This is a genomic window from Enterococcus sp. C63 (assembly GCF_040887215.1).
Classification (GTDB): Bacteria; Bacillota; Bacilli; order Lactobacillales; family Enterococcaceae; genus Enterococcus_B; species Enterococcus_B hirae.
The window spans coordinates 122,076-138,812 of record NZ_JBFOFI010000006.1 but is presented as its reverse complement, the minus strand read 5'-3'; the positions used below and the strand labels follow the sequence as shown (position 1 = coordinate 138,812).

The 16,737-nt window shown below is 38.9% G+C and carries 15 protein-coding genes and 1 other annotated feature; of the genes, 3 read left to right on the top strand and 12 right to left on the bottom strand.

Annotated features, from left to right (window positions below; all coding sequences use genetic code 11):
* Positions 1-5: 5 nt before the first annotated feature.
* From AB3H90_RS10215 to opp3b, 4 genes are read right to left on the bottom strand one after another with little or no spacing between them, the layout of a single operon-like run.
* The gene (locus AB3H90_RS10215) at positions 6-962 is read right to left on the bottom strand and encodes an ABC transporter ATP-binding protein (RefSeq protein WP_010720784.1); all 957 of its coding nucleotides are present in this window, start codon (positions 960-962) and stop codon (positions 6-8) included.
* Positions 937-2,013: an ABC transporter ATP-binding protein gene (locus tag AB3H90_RS10210; RefSeq protein ID WP_010720785.1), complete on the bottom strand. Its 1,077-nt coding sequence runs from the start codon at positions 2,011-2,013 to the stop codon at positions 937-939. Before AB3H90_RS10210 ends, AB3H90_RS10215 begins: the two co-directional genes overlap by 26 nt.
* A 5-nt stretch (positions 2,014-2,018) precedes the next feature.
* A complete protein-coding gene (locus AB3H90_RS10205) occupies positions 2,019-3,062 on the bottom strand; it encodes an ABC transporter permease (protein WP_010737155.1) in 1,044 nt (347 codons plus the stop codon).
* Positions 3,063-4,004 carry an oligopeptide ABC transporter permease gene (gene opp3b / locus AB3H90_RS10200; protein ID WP_010720787.1) on the bottom strand — a complete coding sequence of 314 codons (942 nt, stop codon included), beginning with the start codon at positions 4,002-4,004 and terminating at the stop codon, positions 3,063-3,065.
* 83 nt (positions 4,005-4,087) lie between these two features.
* Here opp3b and AB3H90_RS10195 point away from each other — a divergent pair, with 83 nt between their 5' ends.
* Positions 4,088-4,432 (top strand): DUF3899 domain-containing protein, encoded by a 345-nt coding sequence (locus AB3H90_RS10195; RefSeq protein ID WP_010720788.1) that lies wholly within the window; start codon positions 4,088-4,090, stop codon positions 4,430-4,432.
* Positions 4,433-4,511: 79 nt separating this feature from the next.
* On the opposite strand, the gene AB3H90_RS10190 is transcribed toward AB3H90_RS10195, so the two are convergent.
* Both AB3H90_RS10190 and aac(6') read right to left on the bottom strand, forming a co-directional pair.
* Complete coding sequence (locus tag AB3H90_RS10190; protein ID WP_368016672.1) at positions 4,512-6,176, bottom strand: peptide ABC transporter substrate-binding protein; 1,665 nt, start codon at positions 6,174-6,176, stop codon at positions 4,512-4,514.
* A gap of 353 nt (positions 6,177-6,529) precedes the next feature.
* The gene (aac(6'), locus tag AB3H90_RS10185; RefSeq protein WP_207496339.1) at positions 6,530-7,078 is read right to left on the bottom strand and encodes an aminoglycoside N-acetyltransferase AAC(6')-Ii; all 549 of its coding nucleotides are present in this window, start codon (positions 7,076-7,078) and stop codon (positions 6,530-6,532) included.
* Positions 7,079-7,511: 433 nt separating this feature from the next.
* Between aac(6') and AB3H90_RS10180 the strand changes: the two genes are divergently transcribed.
* Complete coding sequence (locus AB3H90_RS10180) at positions 7,512-7,667, top strand: hypothetical protein (protein WP_010720791.1); 156 nt, start codon at positions 7,512-7,514, stop codon at positions 7,665-7,667.
* Positions 7,668-7,763: 96 nt separating this feature from the next.
* Here AB3H90_RS10180 and rlmN read toward each other — a convergent pair whose 3' ends face one another.
* The 6 genes from rlmN to AB3H90_RS10150 form a co-directional block, all read right to left on the bottom strand.
* Complete coding sequence (gene rlmN, locus AB3H90_RS10175; protein WP_010737151.1) at positions 7,764-8,837, bottom strand: 23S rRNA (adenine(2503)-C(2))-methyltransferase RlmN; 1,074 nt, start codon at positions 8,835-8,837, stop codon at positions 7,764-7,766.
* 250 nt (positions 8,838-9,087) lie between these two features.
* Positions 9,088-11,529 carry a DNA translocase FtsK gene (locus AB3H90_RS10170; RefSeq protein ID WP_368016671.1) on the bottom strand — a complete coding sequence of 814 codons (2,442 nt, stop codon included), beginning with the start codon at positions 11,527-11,529 and terminating at the stop codon, positions 9,088-9,090.
* A 346-nt stretch (positions 11,530-11,875) separates the two neighbouring features.
* On the bottom strand, positions 11,876-13,312 hold the full coding sequence (locus AB3H90_RS10165) for a glycoside hydrolase family 1 protein (RefSeq protein ID WP_368016670.1): 1,437 nt from the start codon (positions 13,310-13,312) through the stop codon (positions 11,876-11,878).
* Between the two features lie 243 nt (positions 13,313-13,555).
* Positions 13,556-14,374, bottom strand: coding sequence for an amino acid ABC transporter substrate-binding protein (locus AB3H90_RS10160; RefSeq protein WP_010720795.1), 819 nt, complete (start codon positions 14,372-14,374; stop codon positions 13,556-13,558).
* Between the two features lie 16 nt (positions 14,375-14,390).
* A complete protein-coding gene (locus AB3H90_RS10155; RefSeq protein WP_010720796.1) occupies positions 14,391-15,026 on the bottom strand; it encodes an amino acid ABC transporter ATP-binding protein in 636 nt (211 codons plus the stop codon).
* Positions 15,027-15,037: 11 nt separating this feature from the next.
* The gene (locus tag AB3H90_RS10150; RefSeq protein ID WP_010720797.1) at positions 15,038-15,679 is read right to left on the bottom strand and encodes an amino acid ABC transporter permease; all 642 of its coding nucleotides are present in this window, start codon (positions 15,677-15,679) and stop codon (positions 15,038-15,040) included.
* A gap of 201 nt (positions 15,680-15,880) precedes the next feature.
* Positions 15,881-16,111: a binding site (T-box leader), on the bottom strand.
* Between the two features lie 92 nt (positions 16,112-16,203).
* On the opposite strand from AB3H90_RS10150, the gene AB3H90_RS10145 reads away from it, so the two are divergent.
* Positions 16,204-16,689, top strand: a complete 486-nt coding sequence (locus AB3H90_RS10145; RefSeq protein WP_010720798.1) for a prolyl-tRNA synthetase associated domain-containing protein — start codon at positions 16,204-16,206, stop codon at positions 16,687-16,689.
* The last annotated feature ends 48 nt before the right edge of the window (positions 16,690-16,737 follow it).

Sequence of the window (16,737 nt, the reverse complement as noted above, 5' to 3'; positions counted from 1 at the left end):
ACCTCCTAAGACGTCACAAGTAAGCTCGCTTCTTTTTGCCGTTTCAATTTTTTTGCGTAATAAGCCACTTCTTGCTCTGTCGCATAGACAAAATGCTCTGGGGCAATTTCTCTTAATGTCCGTTTTTGCCCATCTTCTGGTTCTGGTTGATACTTGATTCTTTTCCGCTGTCTTTCATGATCGGGATCTGGTAGTGGAATTGCAGATAATAAACTTTCCGTATAAGGATGAACGCCATGATGGTAAATCTCATCACTTGTTCCCATTTCCAATAAACGACCGTTGTGCATAACACCGATCCGATCACTGATATGTTTGACCATGGATAAATCATGAGCAATGAATAAGTACGTTAGTTGTTGTTGTTTTTGCAGATCCTGTAATAAATTGACCACTTGCGCTTGAATCGATACGTCTAAAGCCGAAATCGGCTCATCACAAATAATAAAACGCGGGTTAACTGCTAAGGCACGTGCAATACCGATCCGTTGTCGTTGTCCTCCTGAAAATTCATGAGGGTAACGTGTACCATGGCTCGGATTCAATCCTACCGTTCGAAGAAGCTCATCTACTTTTTCTGAACGTTCTTCAGGAGACTTGACCAATCCATTGACATCGATCCCTTCTGCAATGATGTCACGAACTTTCATTCGGGGATTCAATGATGCATAAGGGTCTTGGAAGATCATCTGAACCTCACGGCGAAACTTAGCCATTTCTTGTTTTCCTTTTAGCTTGGTGACATCTTTTCCATCAAAGAAAATCTCGCCATCGGTCGGTTCATTTAAGCGAATGACTGTCCGCCCAGTGGTTGATTTACCACTGCCTGATTCACCAACTAAGCCAAAGGTTTCCCCTTCATAAATATGAAAGCTAATATCATTGACTGCGTGAACTTCATTTTTCTTTCCAATATTGAAATATTGTTTTAGACCATTAACCTCTAGCAGTTTTTTTGGCATTCGTCATCCCTCCATTCGCTTTTTGCTTTTCTTCAAAAATCGCCCAACGACGTTTGATTTCTTCAGGTGGCTCTACTTTTGGTGCTTGAGGTGCTAAAAGCCAAGTTGCTGCTTGATGTGTTTTTGATAATTCAAAAAATGGTGGTTCTTCTTCTGCATCAATCTGCAAGGCATATTCATTCCGTGGATAAAAGGCATCGCCTTTAGGTGGATTCAATAAATCAGGTGGTGAACCTGGGATCGCATAGAGTCGTTCATTCGCACTATCTAAGGTCGGCATCGAACCTAACAAGCCCCAAGTGTAAGGATGTTGCGGATGATAAAAAATTTCTTCCGAGGTACCCACTTCAATGATCTTTCCGCCATACATCACCGCTACCCGATCCGCTACATTTGCTACTACACCTAAGTCATGTGTGATAAAGATAATCGAGGTATCGATTTTCGTTTGGATTTCTTTTAGCAGTTCTAAAATCTGGGCTTGAATCGTAACATCTAATGCAGTTGTTGGTTCATCAGCGATCAAGATCTCCGGGTAACAGATCAACGCAATCGCAATGACGATCCGTTGCCGTTGTCCTCCTGAAAATTGGTGAGGATAACTGTTGATCCGTTTTTCAGCCTCAGGAATCCCGACTAAGTTTAGTAATTCCAATGCTGCTTTTTGTCCTTCTTTTTTCGAAACTTTATTGTGTTTTCTCAAGGATTCAGCCACTTGTTTACCAATCGTCATCGTAGGATCGAGAGAAGTCATTGGGTCTTGGAAAATCATTGCGATTTCTTTCCCACGAATTTTTTGCATGGCTTTTTCTGATTGATCGACAATATTTTTTCCTTTGAATAAAATCTCGCCCGAATCGATCGTAGCATTACTTGATAACAATCTCATGATACTTCTGGTAGTGACTGATTTCCCACTACCAGATTCTCCAACAATTGCTAGAGTCTCGCCTTTGTTTAAATGAAAATTGACACCGCGGATCGCTCGGACTTTCCCAGCGTACGTATCAAATGAGATTTGCAAATTTTTAACTTCAAGAACTTTTGTCATATTCCTCACTCTTTCATTTTAGGGTCAAAGGCATCACGTAATCCGTCAGCTAGTAAATTGAAGCCGATCATGATAACAGACAACGTTGCCGCAGGGATCCATAATAGATATGGCAGGTACAAGAAAGTTTTATAGCCATCACTCAGCATTGTTCCCAATGAAGCAGATGGTGGCGTTAGCCCCAATCCAATGAAACTTAAAAAGGCTTCAAAGAAAATTGCCGATGGAATACTAAACATCATTTGAATAATGATTACACTGGAAATGTTCGGTAAAATATGTTTGAAGGCAATTTTCAATTTCGATTCACCTAATGTCATACCAGCTAACACATATTCTTGATCTTTCAGTTTCAGGGTTTGCGCTCGAACGATACGAGCCATCGGAATCCAGTTCGTGATCGCCATTGCTGCCACGATGGAAAAAATACCTGGTTCAAAAACAACCAACATTAAAATCATAACTACCAGATTAGGAATCCCAGATAAGATCTCTAAGAAACGTTGCATTCCGTTGTCGATTCGTCCGCCTAGCAGACCAGAAATCAGCCCATAAGCAACACCGATCGTCACATCTAATAATGCAGCAATAAAAGCGATCAGTAAGGAAATTCGTGTTCCCATGAATAGCCGACTTAATACATCACGTCCTAGACCATCCGTTCCTAAAAAGAAATTCACATTTGCTGGAACATTTGCTTGGGCATATTTATCGACTAACTCACCACCAACCATCGCTTTTCCATTCAATCCATCGATATTTAACCCTGGAATACGTGGGGGTAGATTGATGTAATCAATATTTTGTGCCGTTGGGTTGTGTGGCGAAACAAAGATCGTAACGATCGAGATCAAAATGATCACTGATAGTAAAATCATCGAAACGACTGCGGCTTTGTTTTTCTTTAAACGTCGCCAAGAATCTTGAATGAAATTTAGCGATGGAGCTGCAATTTGTTCTCGTTCTTCTTCAGTGTTTTTTTGTAGCGGAAGAAATTTATCTGCAGGAATATCTGCTATTGTTTCATAACGTTTTGGTATCAGTTCCATCTAGCTTCGACTCCCTTCTGAAACACGGATTCTTGGATCAACTAAACCATACAGCAGGTCAACGACTAAAATCACAAAGATCAACATAAATGAGTAAAGGATCGTTACTGCCATGATCGTTGGATAATCATTCGTCGTGATCGATTTAACGAATTGCTCACCAATACCAGGGATGGCAAAAATATTTTCGACTACTAACGAACCAGTCATCAAAGCAACTGCTAACGGTCCTAACAATGTCATTAACGGGATCAAACTATTACGAAGACCATGTTTAAAGGCGATCTCCCAACGGCTTAATCCTTTGGCTCTCGCTAGTTCCACGTAATCGCTGTGTAATACTTCGACCATTTCTGTTCGGATAAAACGAGCTGAATCGGCTAAAGGTGACATAGCCAATGCAATGGTTGGAAGGATCGTATAAATGAAGCCGTCCCATTTAGCAATCGGCAGTACATGCAAGCGGATAGCAAAAATATATTGTAATAAGACTGCAAAAACAAAGTTAGGGATCGAGCGACCCAAAATAGCAACCAGCGTGGAAGAAGTGTCTGCCCAAGTGTTTTGCTTCATTGCTGAAATCGTTCCTAAGATCGTACCGATCACTGTTCCAAAAATAATCGCTTGTAGTCCTAGTTGTAATGAAGGACCTACTCTACCAGCTAATAAATGAGCAACAGGCTGATTTTTAAATTGGAAAGAGATACCGAAATCTCCTTGAAGTAAATTTGACAAGTAAATACCATATTGGACGATCACAGGTTTATCCAGTCCAACTTGTTGATTCAACATAGCGATCGTTTCAGGACTCAAACGCTCTTGGTTGGTATAAGGTGTGCCTGGTAATAATTGCATTAAGAAGAACGTGATTGTGGCAATCAACCAAAGCGTAATGGCCATAAAGAAGACACGTTTCAATACATATTTTAGATAACTATTCACTAATGTTTCCCCCTAGCTTTTGACTTCTGACAAATGTTTCGCTACATTATTAATGAATGAACCAAAGATAAAGGAGCAAACTGATGAAAAAGAAGTCTCTTCCCTACCTGATTGCTGGTGTCTTGATTCTCCTGATTATTGTAAAAAATAGTTTGAATCATCAACTAACACTCACTCAATTATCAAATGATTTATTTTTATGTGCGATGCCGTTTTTGATTATCGGCGGATTTTTATGGGTTTTTTCCTCGGGTTTCTTTGATCATTTTCAACGATCGATCTATTTAGCCCGAACAAGAAACCGCAAGAAAAAACCAGAATTTTCTTCACTCTCGTCTGCCAGCTATGGTATGTATACCTTTTGGCTGATCATTGCCGGAATCTTGCTTGCTCTTTCTATCGTGCTGGTGATTTTTTCGTTTCTATGATACGTAACCTTTAAAAAGTGGAGAGAGATTAAGACAACTGCCTTAATCTCTAGTCCGCTTTTTTTGTCTTAATGTTTGCCTATTCTTCTACATAAGTCCATTTGTAATCCCATGAAGCTCCTGCAGCGTGATGGACAATTCCTTTGATTTTTTCATTGACTAAGTGTCCTTCAGCTTTTTGATAAACTGGGATCACACCCATATCATCTGCCATGATTTTAGTTGCTTCTTGTAGATCCGCCCAACGTGCTTGCTCATCGCCCGCATCTTTATTCCCTGAGTCATCTACTACTTTGTCGTAGTCCGCATTACTCCATTGCCCACGGTTATAAGAGTTACCTGCAACAAATAGGTCCGTAAAGCTGCTTGGATCAGCATAGTCCGCTGCCCAACCGCCTAATACAGTATCAAAATCACCTGAAGACGAACGGTCTAAACGAACGGAGAATGGGACTGGTGTTGGTTTAACTTTTACGCCATCTAAATTTTCTTGGATTGAGTTTTGGATATACTCGATCACTTTTTTCGATGCATCATCATCTGAAGCCATCAAATTGAATTCAAGAGAATCAATGCCAAGTTCTTTTTTCGCTTTTTCCCAATATTCTTTTGCTTTGTCTTTATCGTAAGAAACAAGTTTGCCTGCTTCTTTCGCAAAATCTTCATTTGTTTCTGGATTTTTAGACATGTCCGCTGGGATCAAGCCAGTTGACACAACCGAGCCATCTCCTAGAACTTGTTTCACTAACGCATCACGATTGATTGAGTATGAAATAGCTTTTCTTAAGTTGACATTTTTAAATGGTGAATCAGCTTCACGTTGGTTCAACTCAATATAGCTCGTACGTGCTTCTTTGACTGACGTATATGCTGGATCATTCGCATTTTGTTGAGCGAGTTCCCCTGAAAGGATGACGTCATCTGCTTGTCCGTCTTTAAAGAGATTCAACGCTGTAGAAGATTCTTTGACCACGCTAACTTTGATTTCAGATAACTTCACTGCATCTTTATCCCAATAATTATCATTTTTCTTGTATGACCATTCAGTATCTGTCCCTGGTCCGTCAAAATCTGTTAAGGTAAACGGTCCATTGTATACTGCTTTATCGCTTGCTGAAGCGTAAGCATCACCGTTTTCTTCCACCACTGATTGTTTTTGCGGGAAGAATGATGGGAAAGCAAGTAAATATTGGAAGTATGGCGTTTGTTTCGTTAATGTGATTTCTAATTCATGATCGCCTACTGCTTTGATTCCTAATTCTGATTTATCTTTTTTGCCTGCTGTGATTTCTTCTGCATTCGCTACTGGAGCAAAAAGATACGCATATTCAGAAGCTGTGGCAGCATCCACTGTACGTTGCCAACCATAGACATAATCAGCCGCAACTACTGGATCACCATTGGACCATTTAGCGTCTTCACGCAATTTGATCTTGTAAGTCAACCCATCTTCACTAACTTCTGCCAGTTCACTCGCTCCAGCTGGTTGTGGTTTACTATCCTTATCTAAACGATAGATTCCCTCATACACATTATTTAGTGCAGTGAAACTAATTGTATCCGTTGCTAACGATAAATCTGCTGTTGGCATTTCTTGAGGTACGACTAAATTGAATACTCCGCCTCCATCTGTAGAGTTGCCACTCGCTGAATTACTACTTTTTGTATTTGCACTTCCGCCATAACAGCCTGCAAGTACCAGCCCACTCAAGGCTACAAAACTAAATGCCCATTTCTTTTTCATTTCCCGTACCCCTTTTGTCGAAATTTTCAGAATAATTAGTTTTTTCTGAGTTGTTTAAGAGTTTAATGAATAATTATTAAAAAAGCAATACTTTTTTCTCGGTTTTTTTTAAAATAATGTCATTATAGTGAAATATTTATTGTTCTTTTCTGAAAATACACTTATTTTATAAGGTTTTATTTCTACTTGATAAAAAAATAAAATAATTTTCATCAAAAAAAAATAAATCGTAAAAACAGCTATAATGTTCGGATTTAGCTCATAAAAAGATTATAATTTTTTATTCTAACAAAAAAACACTAATACTAGAGAACAAAATGGATCGTTCATTTCTCTAATATTAGTGTCTTAATTTATTCCGTTGGCTCCTTTTTGGCCACTCGTTTTGCTAACCAAATATCAGGCTGGTTCCACCCATTCGCATCTGGGATCACACCGATGATCTGATAGCCAAGTTTCTCATAAAATGTATAGGGATGATGATTGATATTTTTGATTTCTTGTAACTTTGCAAAGGTATCTTCAAATAAATCCGTTTCAACTAAATTTGTTTGTCCTTCAACATCATCTGTCCCTAGATAGATGACCAAGCCACCATATGAAGCGACTTCTTTTTCCAGGTAGGAAACCAATCGTGTCCCGATTTGTTGTTTGCGATGTGTGCTTGCTACTACCAAAGGATGTAACTCCCACCCTGTTTTGCCATATTGAGGGATCGCTCCAACAAAACCGACCAATTCCTCCCCTTCAATCGCCGATACAGCAATCCGTTCTGGAGCCATCAACTGTTCGACTTCTTTCATCGGCTCTGTTCCATACTCATCAGGCCAAGTCAATCTTAAAAGATCTGCAAGCTGATCTCGCAAGACAATATTCTCACGATCAAACTCACTGATAATCATCGCTATCCCTCCCTTTTCTGCCTATTTTAGCAGTACTAGAAAGAAAAAAGAAAAGTTTATGCTTAAGGTCGTGAAAAGAAAGGTCGTGAAAACATCGGGTAGCTCCGATGACAATAAGAAAGAATTTTTCGAAACTGCTGAGATAACTGCCATTTCAAGAATAAATTGATGAACTATCATTTCTTATAAAAATTGTTAATTTACTAATAGACTCCAATCGTTAACAAATAGCTTTTTCATCCATGGCTAAATAAATAGTATTATGATTAGGATCAATAACAACCCTTTACAAACAATCATGCAACGAATCACTAACGAATGGGACAGATTAGGAACATTAGTTTCCATTCAATCCCCTCACTTGCATAAAAAAGGATTCAATGATTAAACGCATCAGAATGTATGCAGAATTACTAAATAATGGAGGAGTCTTATGAAGGATCGGAAACTGTTACTATTTTTATCATTATCAATCATCTCAAGTCTCGCTGTCTTGAACGTGACAAAAGATATTCTGTATGCATTATCCTGTTTTGTTCTCTCATGGATATTGTATGGCATTGGGATGAACCGCAAGAACAAACAGTAAATTGAGGTTCTAAGAAAACTCAGCAAAAGACGACAAAGCATAAGGCTTTGTCGTCTTTGTTGTTTCTTCTCCATAGATGCTGGATATTAGCTAATGCTATTTAGTCGTTGCTTTTTCTTTTTTCATTTGTTTACTCCGTAATTGACCACACGCAGCGTCGATATCTGTACCGTGTTCTTTACGGATCACGCAATTGATGCCATTCTTTTTCAATACATCATAAAATTTCAGCACATCTGCTTTAGGACTGCGAGAGTATTGGTCATGTTCACTGACTGGATTATAAGGGATCAAATTCACATACGTTAATTTCTTTTTGTCTTTTAATAGATCCGCTAATTGTTGTGCATGCTCCGGACGATCATTGACTTGATTCAACATGATGTATTCAAACGTGATTCGTCGATTGGTTTTTTCAAGATATTCATCTACTGCAGCCATCAATTTCTCAATTGGGAAACTCCGATTGATCCGCATGATGGAGGTCCGAATCTCGTTATTTGGTGCATGTAATGAGATCGCTAAATTGACTTGCAACCCATTATCAGCAAATTCTTTGATCTTATTTGCCAAACCACTTGTTGAAACAGTAATGTGTCGTGCGCCAATTGCCAACCCTTTGGCATCATTGATGATGTGTAAGAAGTTCATGACATTATCATAATTGTCGAACGGTTCGCCAATGCCCATCACAACCACATGGGACACTCTTTCTCCTTCTTGTCGTTCATCAAAATAGTGTTGAACCATCATGATCTGTGCCACGATTTCTCCAGCTGTCAAATCTCGATTCTTTTTTAACAGACCACTTGCACAAAAAGTACAACCAATATTACAGCCGACTTGTGTCGTCACACATACAGATAATCCATATTCTTGTCTCATCAAGACTGTTTCGATCATATTTTTATCTGGTAATTCAAATAGATATTTGACTGTGCCATCCGTTGCTTCTTGAACCACTATTTGTTTTAACGGATTGATCACAAACTGATCCGTTAACTTTGTTATCAAGTTTTTTGACAAGTTGGTCATTTCGGAGAAGTCTTTGACACGCTTTTGATAAAGCCATTCCCACACTTGGGCGGCACGGAATTTTTTTTCGCCGTTTTCTAAAAACCAATTGGTTAATTCTTCGATTGTTAAACCATAAATGGATTGTTTTTCCAAAATCGTTTCCCTCTTTTTTTCAAAGTATCGCTACATACTATAACTGATTCTCACAACTAATGCAATAGTTCACAAAACAAAGATACCAAATCTTAGGCTGTTTATGGATGCTCCTCCTTTTTTAGCTATCGTTTTTTTGATTTTTATGAATAGGTGATCAATCTCATAAAAAAACCGAAGAACACCCAAAGTTATTTTTGGCGTTTCTTCGGTTTCATTGTTAGAACTGACAAGCACATACGCACTTTTTCTATGTTTCGTGATCCGTTGGCATCATATCCATTGGTTCTTCGACTTGCTCAATGAAGACTTTTCTTGGCTTACTTCCTTCTGAAGGTCCTACTACGCCATGTGCTTCTAATTCATCGACTAAGCGTGCTGCCCGATTATAACCAATTCTAAATCTTCTTTGCAATAATGAAATACTTGCTGTCTGCATTTCAATGACAAGTGCTTTAGCTTCTTCAAATAATTCATCTTGTGGTTGTTCTGCGGTACCGCCTGATTCTACTTCATCAGAAGGCATCATTTTTTCTTCATAATGTGCTTCTTGTTGATCTGTTACAAAGTTGACCACTCGTTCTACTTCGTGGTCAGAAATAAACGCACCTTGAACCCGTATCGGTTTGTTTTCACCCATTGGCAAGAAGAGCATATCGCCACGTCCGAGAAGCTTTTCCGCACCGTTGGAGTCAATGATCGTACGTGAGTCCGTTCCACTAGAGACTGCAAATGCCATACGAGAAGGAACATTTGCTTTGATGATCCCTGTGATAACATCTACACTTGGACGTTGGGTCGCTAAAATCATATGGATTCCCGCTGCCCGTGCCATTTGGGCCAAACGAATAATAGCATCTTCGACTTCATTGCTGGCAACCATCATCAAGTCAGCTAATTCATCCACGATCACCACGATAAATGGTAAGGTAGGATGTTTCGTTCCATTTTCCAAGTTTTTTTGTTGGACAAATTCATTATAACCAGTAATATTTCTAACACCAGTAGCAGCGAATTTTTCATAACGTTCTTCCATTTCTTGAACGACTTTCTGCAACGCTTGAGCAGCTTTTCTCGGGTTAGTCACAACTGGCGTCAAAAGATGAGGAATCCCATTGTACATGTTCAATTCCACCATTTTGGGGTCGATCATCATCAATTTGACTTCATGGGGTTTTGCTCGCATCAAAATGCTGGTAATGATCCCATTGATAGCTACCGATTTCCCACTACCTGTCGATCCGGCTACTAATAAGTGAGGCATTTTAGAAAGGTCTGCGGTTTGGACTCGCCCAGAAACATCTCTTCCTAATGGTACTTCTAACAGCTTATCTGGATGGTTGGGTTGTGCTTCGATGATTTCTCTAAATGACACCATGCTGATCTTGCTATTCGGTACTTCGATTCCGATCAATGATTTACCTGGGATCGGTGCTTCCATCCGAACATCTTTAGCCGCTAATGCTAATGCAATGTCATCCGTTAAACTGACGATTTTACTTACTTTGACACCCACTGCTGGTTGGACTTCAAATTTTGTCACAGAGGGTCCTAAACTTGCTTTGACGACTTTCGCATCTACGCCAAAACTTTGAAAAGTTTGTTCCAAGACTCCGATATTTTTCTCGATTTTTTTATACTCGTCACTTTGATCCGTCGTTTTTACCGAGTCCAGTAAATCGATTGACGGTAATTCATAATCTTGATTTTCCTGCTCTGCTTCGATTTCAAATTCTAATGCTGTCCCATCATCTTCTAAGCTCTCTGCTTCTAACGGTTCAGATGCAGTAGGCGTTGTGACCGTTGGCTCTGCTTTTGGCATATCCATTGTCGCAGATGGGACAGTTCCTTGAAAACTATCGATCGGTACAAAACTGAGTTGTTCTGGTTCATCATCTGCTATTTTTTCATAAGAAGGCGCAGATTTTGCTTGTTGTTCAGCGGAACGACGTTTTTCCAGCTCAGCAATCTCAGCTTCTGCCGCTTCTTTTGCTGCTAATTTTTTCTCTTCTCGTGCTTTCGCTCGTTGCTTTTGCCGTTCTTCTTTCGCCGCTTGTTTCTTCGCTTGCTTTGCAGGATCTCCTTCCAGCAGTTCTTGCATTCGTTCTCCCATCACTTGCAAGCTATTGACTAATTGATAGCCTTCGATATTGCTAAATAAAATTGCACCACTTATTAATAATAAAATGGCAACAAAGTAACTACCAGGTTGAGCAATCAAGAAATACGTAAAATTATAGAGTGCTGCTCCAACCATCCCACCACCAACATTACTGCTGACTCGAGCATGCTGGATGTCACTTGCTAACAGATCCCAAGTGGTTCCTAGAATGTTTGGTTCGCCACTATGGAGTTTTCCGAATAGATGGGCATGTAAAAAGAGAAGAATTCCTAAGTAAAAAAGAATGCCTCCAAACCACCGACGGCTTTTTCCGATTTTAAAATCGGTATTTTTTACAACGATCCAAAAACCTAAAATAGCTAATAATATACAGAGAAGCTGATAAGTGTTCCCTGCAATGATCCGAAAACCATTTGCCACTAAAATACCTAAAAAACCTAGTTTTAAAAAGCCAAATACGGCAAATAAGATCAATGCAAATCCGATACTGATCGCAAGAAGTTGTTCCTGCTGCTGTTGTTGCTTTTTCGTCTTTTTCTTTTTCTTTGCAGGACGTTTTTTCTTTGCCATTTTTATCCCTCATTTCATCAAGTTCCATTATACAAAAAAAAGCGAGGGAACAAAAGTTTTGTTTCTAAGTTTAAAGTTTTTCTTTTCGAACACTGTATTTATGCCAAATACTTTAAGAAACTTTTTCAAGAAACCAATGGCTAGATCATGAAACCCTAGCGAGAAACTATGATAAAAAAACCGAAATTCCACAAAAATCAAGAAAGTTTTTGGGAATTTCGGTTCATTCAATTCATTTGGTTCATTCAGTGAACTCAATGAAGCTGGAAAGTTTTATCCTCACTGCTTCTATTTTTAGATAAAAGCGATCACGCTTTATTTCCCTGAACGTTTACTATCAAAAAGGTCAGATCGTTGAGCCATTTTCTTTGATCACTTGTTGGTACCAATAGTAACTATCTTTCTTGTAGCGATCCAATGATCCTGCTTGAGTTTCATCTTGATCGACATAAACAAATCCATAGCGTTTTTGGTAGCCATTCAACCAACTTAACAGATCAGTGTAAGACCACGTACAATAGCCAAGGACTTCAGCACCATCTGAGATCGCTTCTTTAATCGCTTTGACATGACTTGAAAGGTAAGCGATACGATACTCATCATGGATCTTTTTATCCTCTGTCAATTCATCGTATTCCCCTAAACCATTTTCAGTAATCAATACAGGCATCCGGTAGCGACTCGTAATCCTTCTTAAAGCGATTCTCAATCCTTCTGGGTCGATCTCCCAATCCCAATTCGTACGTTCAACGAAAGGATTGTCGACTTTTTTGTACATCCCTGGGACGCCTGTTTCTTCAGAAGATCCTTTTTTCCCAGTGGTATTCATTTTGCCAGCTCCTACACCATCCAACGGATTAAAGGCATTAGTCGCTGTTTGATAATAGTTGATCCCCAAGAAGTCTGGTTTAGCAGATTCAAGCAGTTCTGCGTCTCCTTCAACCATTTCAGGTGCCCAGCCACGTTCTTCTAAAAATTTCATAGCGGCGATCGGGTACTTGCCCCACATGTAGACATCCATCCAGTAATGAGCCATCAAATCTTCCGCATTTTCTGCAGCTAAAATATTTTTAGGATCGCTGTTGATCGGATAATTAGGTGTGTAAGCAAAACTTGGACCGATTTTACCTGGCATTCCTAATTCATGAAACTTATTGATCACTGCTGCATTTGCTAAGTTAGCAATATGGTTCACTTGATACATCCGTTTCGGATCAGTAACACCTGGTGGATGAGCAGCTAATAAATAGCCTAGTGAAGTAAAAATATTTTGTTCATTCAAGCTGATCCAATAATGGACTTTTCCTCGAAAAGCATTAAATAATGTTTCAGCATAATTAGTGAAATCTTCAATGATTTGGCGTGATTCCCAACCTGCATACTCATCTTGCAAGGCTTGTGGAAGATCCCAATGATACAATGTCAACATTGGTTCAATCCCGTTTTCAATCAACTCATCGATCAGCTCTTCATAAAAAGCTAACCCTGTTTGATTGATTTCCCCACGACCATTAGGAAAAATGCGAGTCCAAGCAACTGAAAAACGATACGCTTTCAATCCTTGTTCTTTCATTAAAGCAATATCTTCTTTAAAGCGATGATAGTGATCAACCGCTAGATCGCCGTTTGTTCCTTTAAAAGTTTTCCCTGGAATACGGACAAAACGATCCCAGACCGATTCTCCTTTGCCGTCTTCTTGCCAGGCTCCTTCAACTTGATAAGCCGCTGAGGCTGATCCCCAAAGAAAGTCTTGGGGAAATTCAGTTAATTTTTGGTGTTCCATCAATCTCTTCCTTTCTTGCTTCAATCCTTACTAAAAAAGGATAACACGAAACCCCTTTCAATACAAAAGGAGAAATCAATCATTGAACAATTTTATGATCATTGGAATTTTTCAGACAAAAAATAAGCAAGAATTTTTTAAAATATGTGTTTCAAAAATTCTTGCTTATTCATTTGGCGCAGGTTAATTTCATAGGTTTTATCGTGTGAACTAAGAGACACTCAATGATGTTAGATTGCCTGTTTACTTCTGAACGGGTGTCACGTCTTCACCAAACCATTTGTCTGAGATTTGTTGGAATTCTCCTGTTTTTTCTAATTCCGCAATCCCTTCATTGATTTTCTTCACTAATTCCTTGTCTTTCTTTCGGGCACCCACGACAAAATCTTCGCTTTGATAATCCCCTTTGATCATATTGAACTGATCCAACTCATTTTTTTGCTTCAAGTAATAACCAGCATATACTTTATCCATCAATAACCCATCGATCCGTCCACTCTTCAAATCGATCAATGCTTCATTAAAGCTATCATATAAAACAGCATCCTGATTTTTTACAATATCTTTTAATATTTTTGGTTGTTTGATAAAGGCATCATAACCAGAAGAACCATTTTGAGCTCCTAGGATTTTGTCCTTCATTTGAGCAAAGCTGGTGATCCCTGATTTTTTCGTAGTGATCAGGACTTGTTCGTTTTGCATATAAGGTTTTGAAAATTGGACTTTTTTTGCTCTTTCAGCTGTTTTAGTATACCCATTCCAAATGAGATCAATCGTCCCATTATTCAATTCAAACTCTTTCATGGACCAGTCAATGGGTTGGAAAACGACTTTGATGTCATATTCTCTAAAAACTGCTCTAGCAAGGTCAATATCAAAACCTGTTAGTTTTCCTTCTTTATCACGAAACCCCATCGGTACAAAGGTGTCATCTAACCCGATGATGATCTTTTTTTCTGATTGAATCGTTGACCAATTGTCTTTATCTGTCTTTTCATTCCTACAACCAGAAAGAAAGACGATCCCTGCAACTATCGCAAGTAGCAAACTGATTTTTTTCATCAAGTGTCCCTCCTTCTTACTTGTTTGGGATGACCTTCACGAGTTGATCTCCCACATTTTCCGCAAACACCAAATCATGGGTTACGATGATTTGTGTCACACCTTCTGCCTTCAATGAGACGATCAAGTTTTCTACTTGTTGTCGCAGCTCAGGGTCTAAGGCACTTGTCGGTTCATCATAAGCAAGAACTCGAGGATTCATTGCCAAGGCACGTGCGATCGCTACCCGTTGTTTTTGACCGCCAGATAACTGATAAGGATAATTGTTGAGTAAATCACTGATCCCAAGTGAATCGGCTAATTCCTGTGCTTTTTTCGTATACGTTTCTTTCGATTGCTTCAACACCATTTTAGGCGCTAAAGTGATATTGTCGAAAATACTTAAGTGTGGGAACAGTTGAAAATCTTGGAAAACAACACCTACGACTTGCTCTTTCGTTTTCAATTCAAATGGGTCAAAGGCTACACCATCCAGATAAAATTCCCCACTGTCTGCTTTTTCCAATCCTGCTAAGATTCTCAAAAGTGTCGTTTTCCCTCCACCAGAAGGACCGACGATCGCCATGGTTTGACCATCTGGAATGACTAGATCTAACGCGTTGATTACTTTCTTTTCTCCAAATGCTTTACTTACTTTCTTTAATTCAATCATGTCCATTCCTCCTAGCGATAATAGTTTAATTTTCCTTCTACTTGTTTCATGATGATCGTTAAGATACCGGTTAGTGCTAGATAGATGAAAGCCACACCTAGTAATGGTAGCAATGTTGCATCACGTTCCATCGCAATCTTCCCTGCTCGCATAACGTCTCCTAGTCCTAAGATATAGATCAATGAAGAGTCTTTCACTAAGTTAATCACTTCGTTCCCAACCGATGGTAAAACGATTTTTGTCACTTGTGGGATAATGATTTTTGTGACGGTTTGAAAAGGACTCAACTGTAACACTTGCGCAGCTTCATATTGTCCTTGGGGAATCGATTGAATCCCCCCGCGAAAAATCTCAGCAAAATAAGCGGCATAATTTAAAACAAAAGCCAATAATGCTGCTTCAAAACGGTCAAAGACGATCCCGATCGTTGGCAATCCATAAAATACAAAAATCAATTGTAGTAATAACGGTGTACCACGCATGACCCAGACATAGGTCTGCAAGATATAACGAATTGGTTTAAAATGTAAAGACAACCCTAATGCTAAAATGATCCCTAATGGCAATGAACCAATCAAGGTAAAAATAAATAATTTCAACGTTGTAAGAGCCCCTACTAATAGTTGTGGCATGACTTCCAGCAAATAATTCATTTCTTTCTTCCTCCTTTTAAATAAAAAAATCCCCTTGACTCTCGTCAAGAGGACGCATCACACGTGTTCCCACCTCTGTTTGTTTCTTTTTCACAAAAGAAACCTCACGCAGTCATTCCAGAAAATGAGATAAAACAAAAGTAATTGTTGTTGGACATTTACTTCACACGAAAATAAAAAAAACGTCCTTCGGTCAAATGACCAAAGGACGTAAATTACGTGGTTCCACCTTTTTTTGTTAGTCCCTCACGGAAACTAACCTTATCTGGTCATCGAACAATGACCGCAGCTGTAACGGGCTTCCCGGATTTTCCTACTGTATTTCAGAAAATCGACTCCAAGATGTGTTTCACCATTAACTGCTATCTCTTTCCACCTGCCAGAGACTCTCTTCAAACATTTAATCGCTACTCTTCTTTTCGATGTCATTGATTTTAACTTACGTGTAATTTACACGATTATTTTTCTTTTGTCAATTATTTTTTTATAATGAATGAAAGAAAAAGAAAGGAAGCGATCAATCGATGGTTTTGGCTACTGAAAAAGAAGCCTATCAATTACTTGATTTACTAGACATTCCCTATCAAAAGGTGGATCATCCACCGATTACTTCTGTCAAAAATCTGCCTTTTACACTACCAGGACCTCAAGTGAAGAATCTCGTGTTAAAAGCAAAAAAAGGGAAACAGATCTATCTTGTTATCTTACCTGATGAAAAGCAGGCAAATTTGAAACAACTTGCAGAACAGCTGAATGAGAAGCGTTTGTCTTTTCTTTCAGAAGAACAGCTCCTTGATTTATTAGGGGTAGCTCCCGGTACTGTTACACCTTTTGCGTTGATGCATGATCAAGAAAAAGCGATTCAAGTAGTCATTGACTCAGCCATTGATCAAACCTCTACCGTAGGATTTCATCCAAATGTCAACACGACAACATTGATCTTATCGTTTTTAGATTTCATCAAGATTTTAGAATATCTTGAACATCCACCTATCTACGAAGATTTATAAGCACGGCTATTTGTGATAAAAAGCCCAACATACAAAAAATGAGGTTCC

Coding starts and splice junctions, on each gene's coding strand:
- AB3H90_RS10215 (WP_010720784.1), bottom strand. CDS start 962: ATGCCAAAAAAACTGCTAGAGGTTAATGGTCTAAAACAATATTTCAAT.
- AB3H90_RS10210 (WP_010720785.1), bottom strand. CDS start 2,013: ATGACAAAAGTTCTTGAAGTTAAAAATTTGCAAATCTCATTTGATACG.
- AB3H90_RS10205 (WP_010737155.1), bottom strand. CDS start 3,062: ATGGAACTGATACCAAAACGTTATGAAACAATAGCAGATATTCCTGCA.
- AB3H90_RS10195 (WP_010720788.1), top strand. CDS start 4,088: ATGAAAAAGAAGTCTCTTCCCTACCTGATTGCTGGTGTCTTGATTCTC.
- AB3H90_RS10190 (WP_368016672.1), bottom strand. CDS start 6,176: ATGAAAAAGAAATGGGCATTTAGTTTTGTAGCCTTGAGTGGGCTGGTA.
- AB3H90_RS10180 (WP_010720791.1), top strand. CDS start 7,512: ATGAAGGATCGGAAACTGTTACTATTTTTATCATTATCAATCATCTCA.
- AB3H90_RS10170 (WP_368016671.1), bottom strand. CDS start 11,529: ATGGCAAAGAAAAAACGTCCTGCAAAGAAAAAGAAAAAGACGAAAAAG.
- AB3H90_RS10165 (WP_368016670.1), bottom strand. CDS start 13,312: ATGGAACACCAAAAATTAACTGAATTTCCCCAAGACTTTCTTTGGGGA.
- AB3H90_RS10160 (WP_010720795.1), bottom strand. CDS start 14,374: ATGAAAAAAATCAGTTTGCTACTTGCGATAGTTGCAGGGATCGTCTTT.
- AB3H90_RS10155 (WP_010720796.1), bottom strand. CDS start 15,026: ATGATTGAATTAAAGAAAGTAAGTAAAGCATTTGGAGAAAAGAAAGTA.
- AB3H90_RS10150 (WP_010720797.1), bottom strand. CDS start 15,679: ATGAATTATTTGCTGGAAGTCATGCCACAACTATTAGTAGGGGCTCTT.
- AB3H90_RS10145 (WP_010720798.1), top strand. CDS start 16,204: ATGGTTTTGGCTACTGAAAAAGAAGCCTATCAATTACTTGATTTACTA.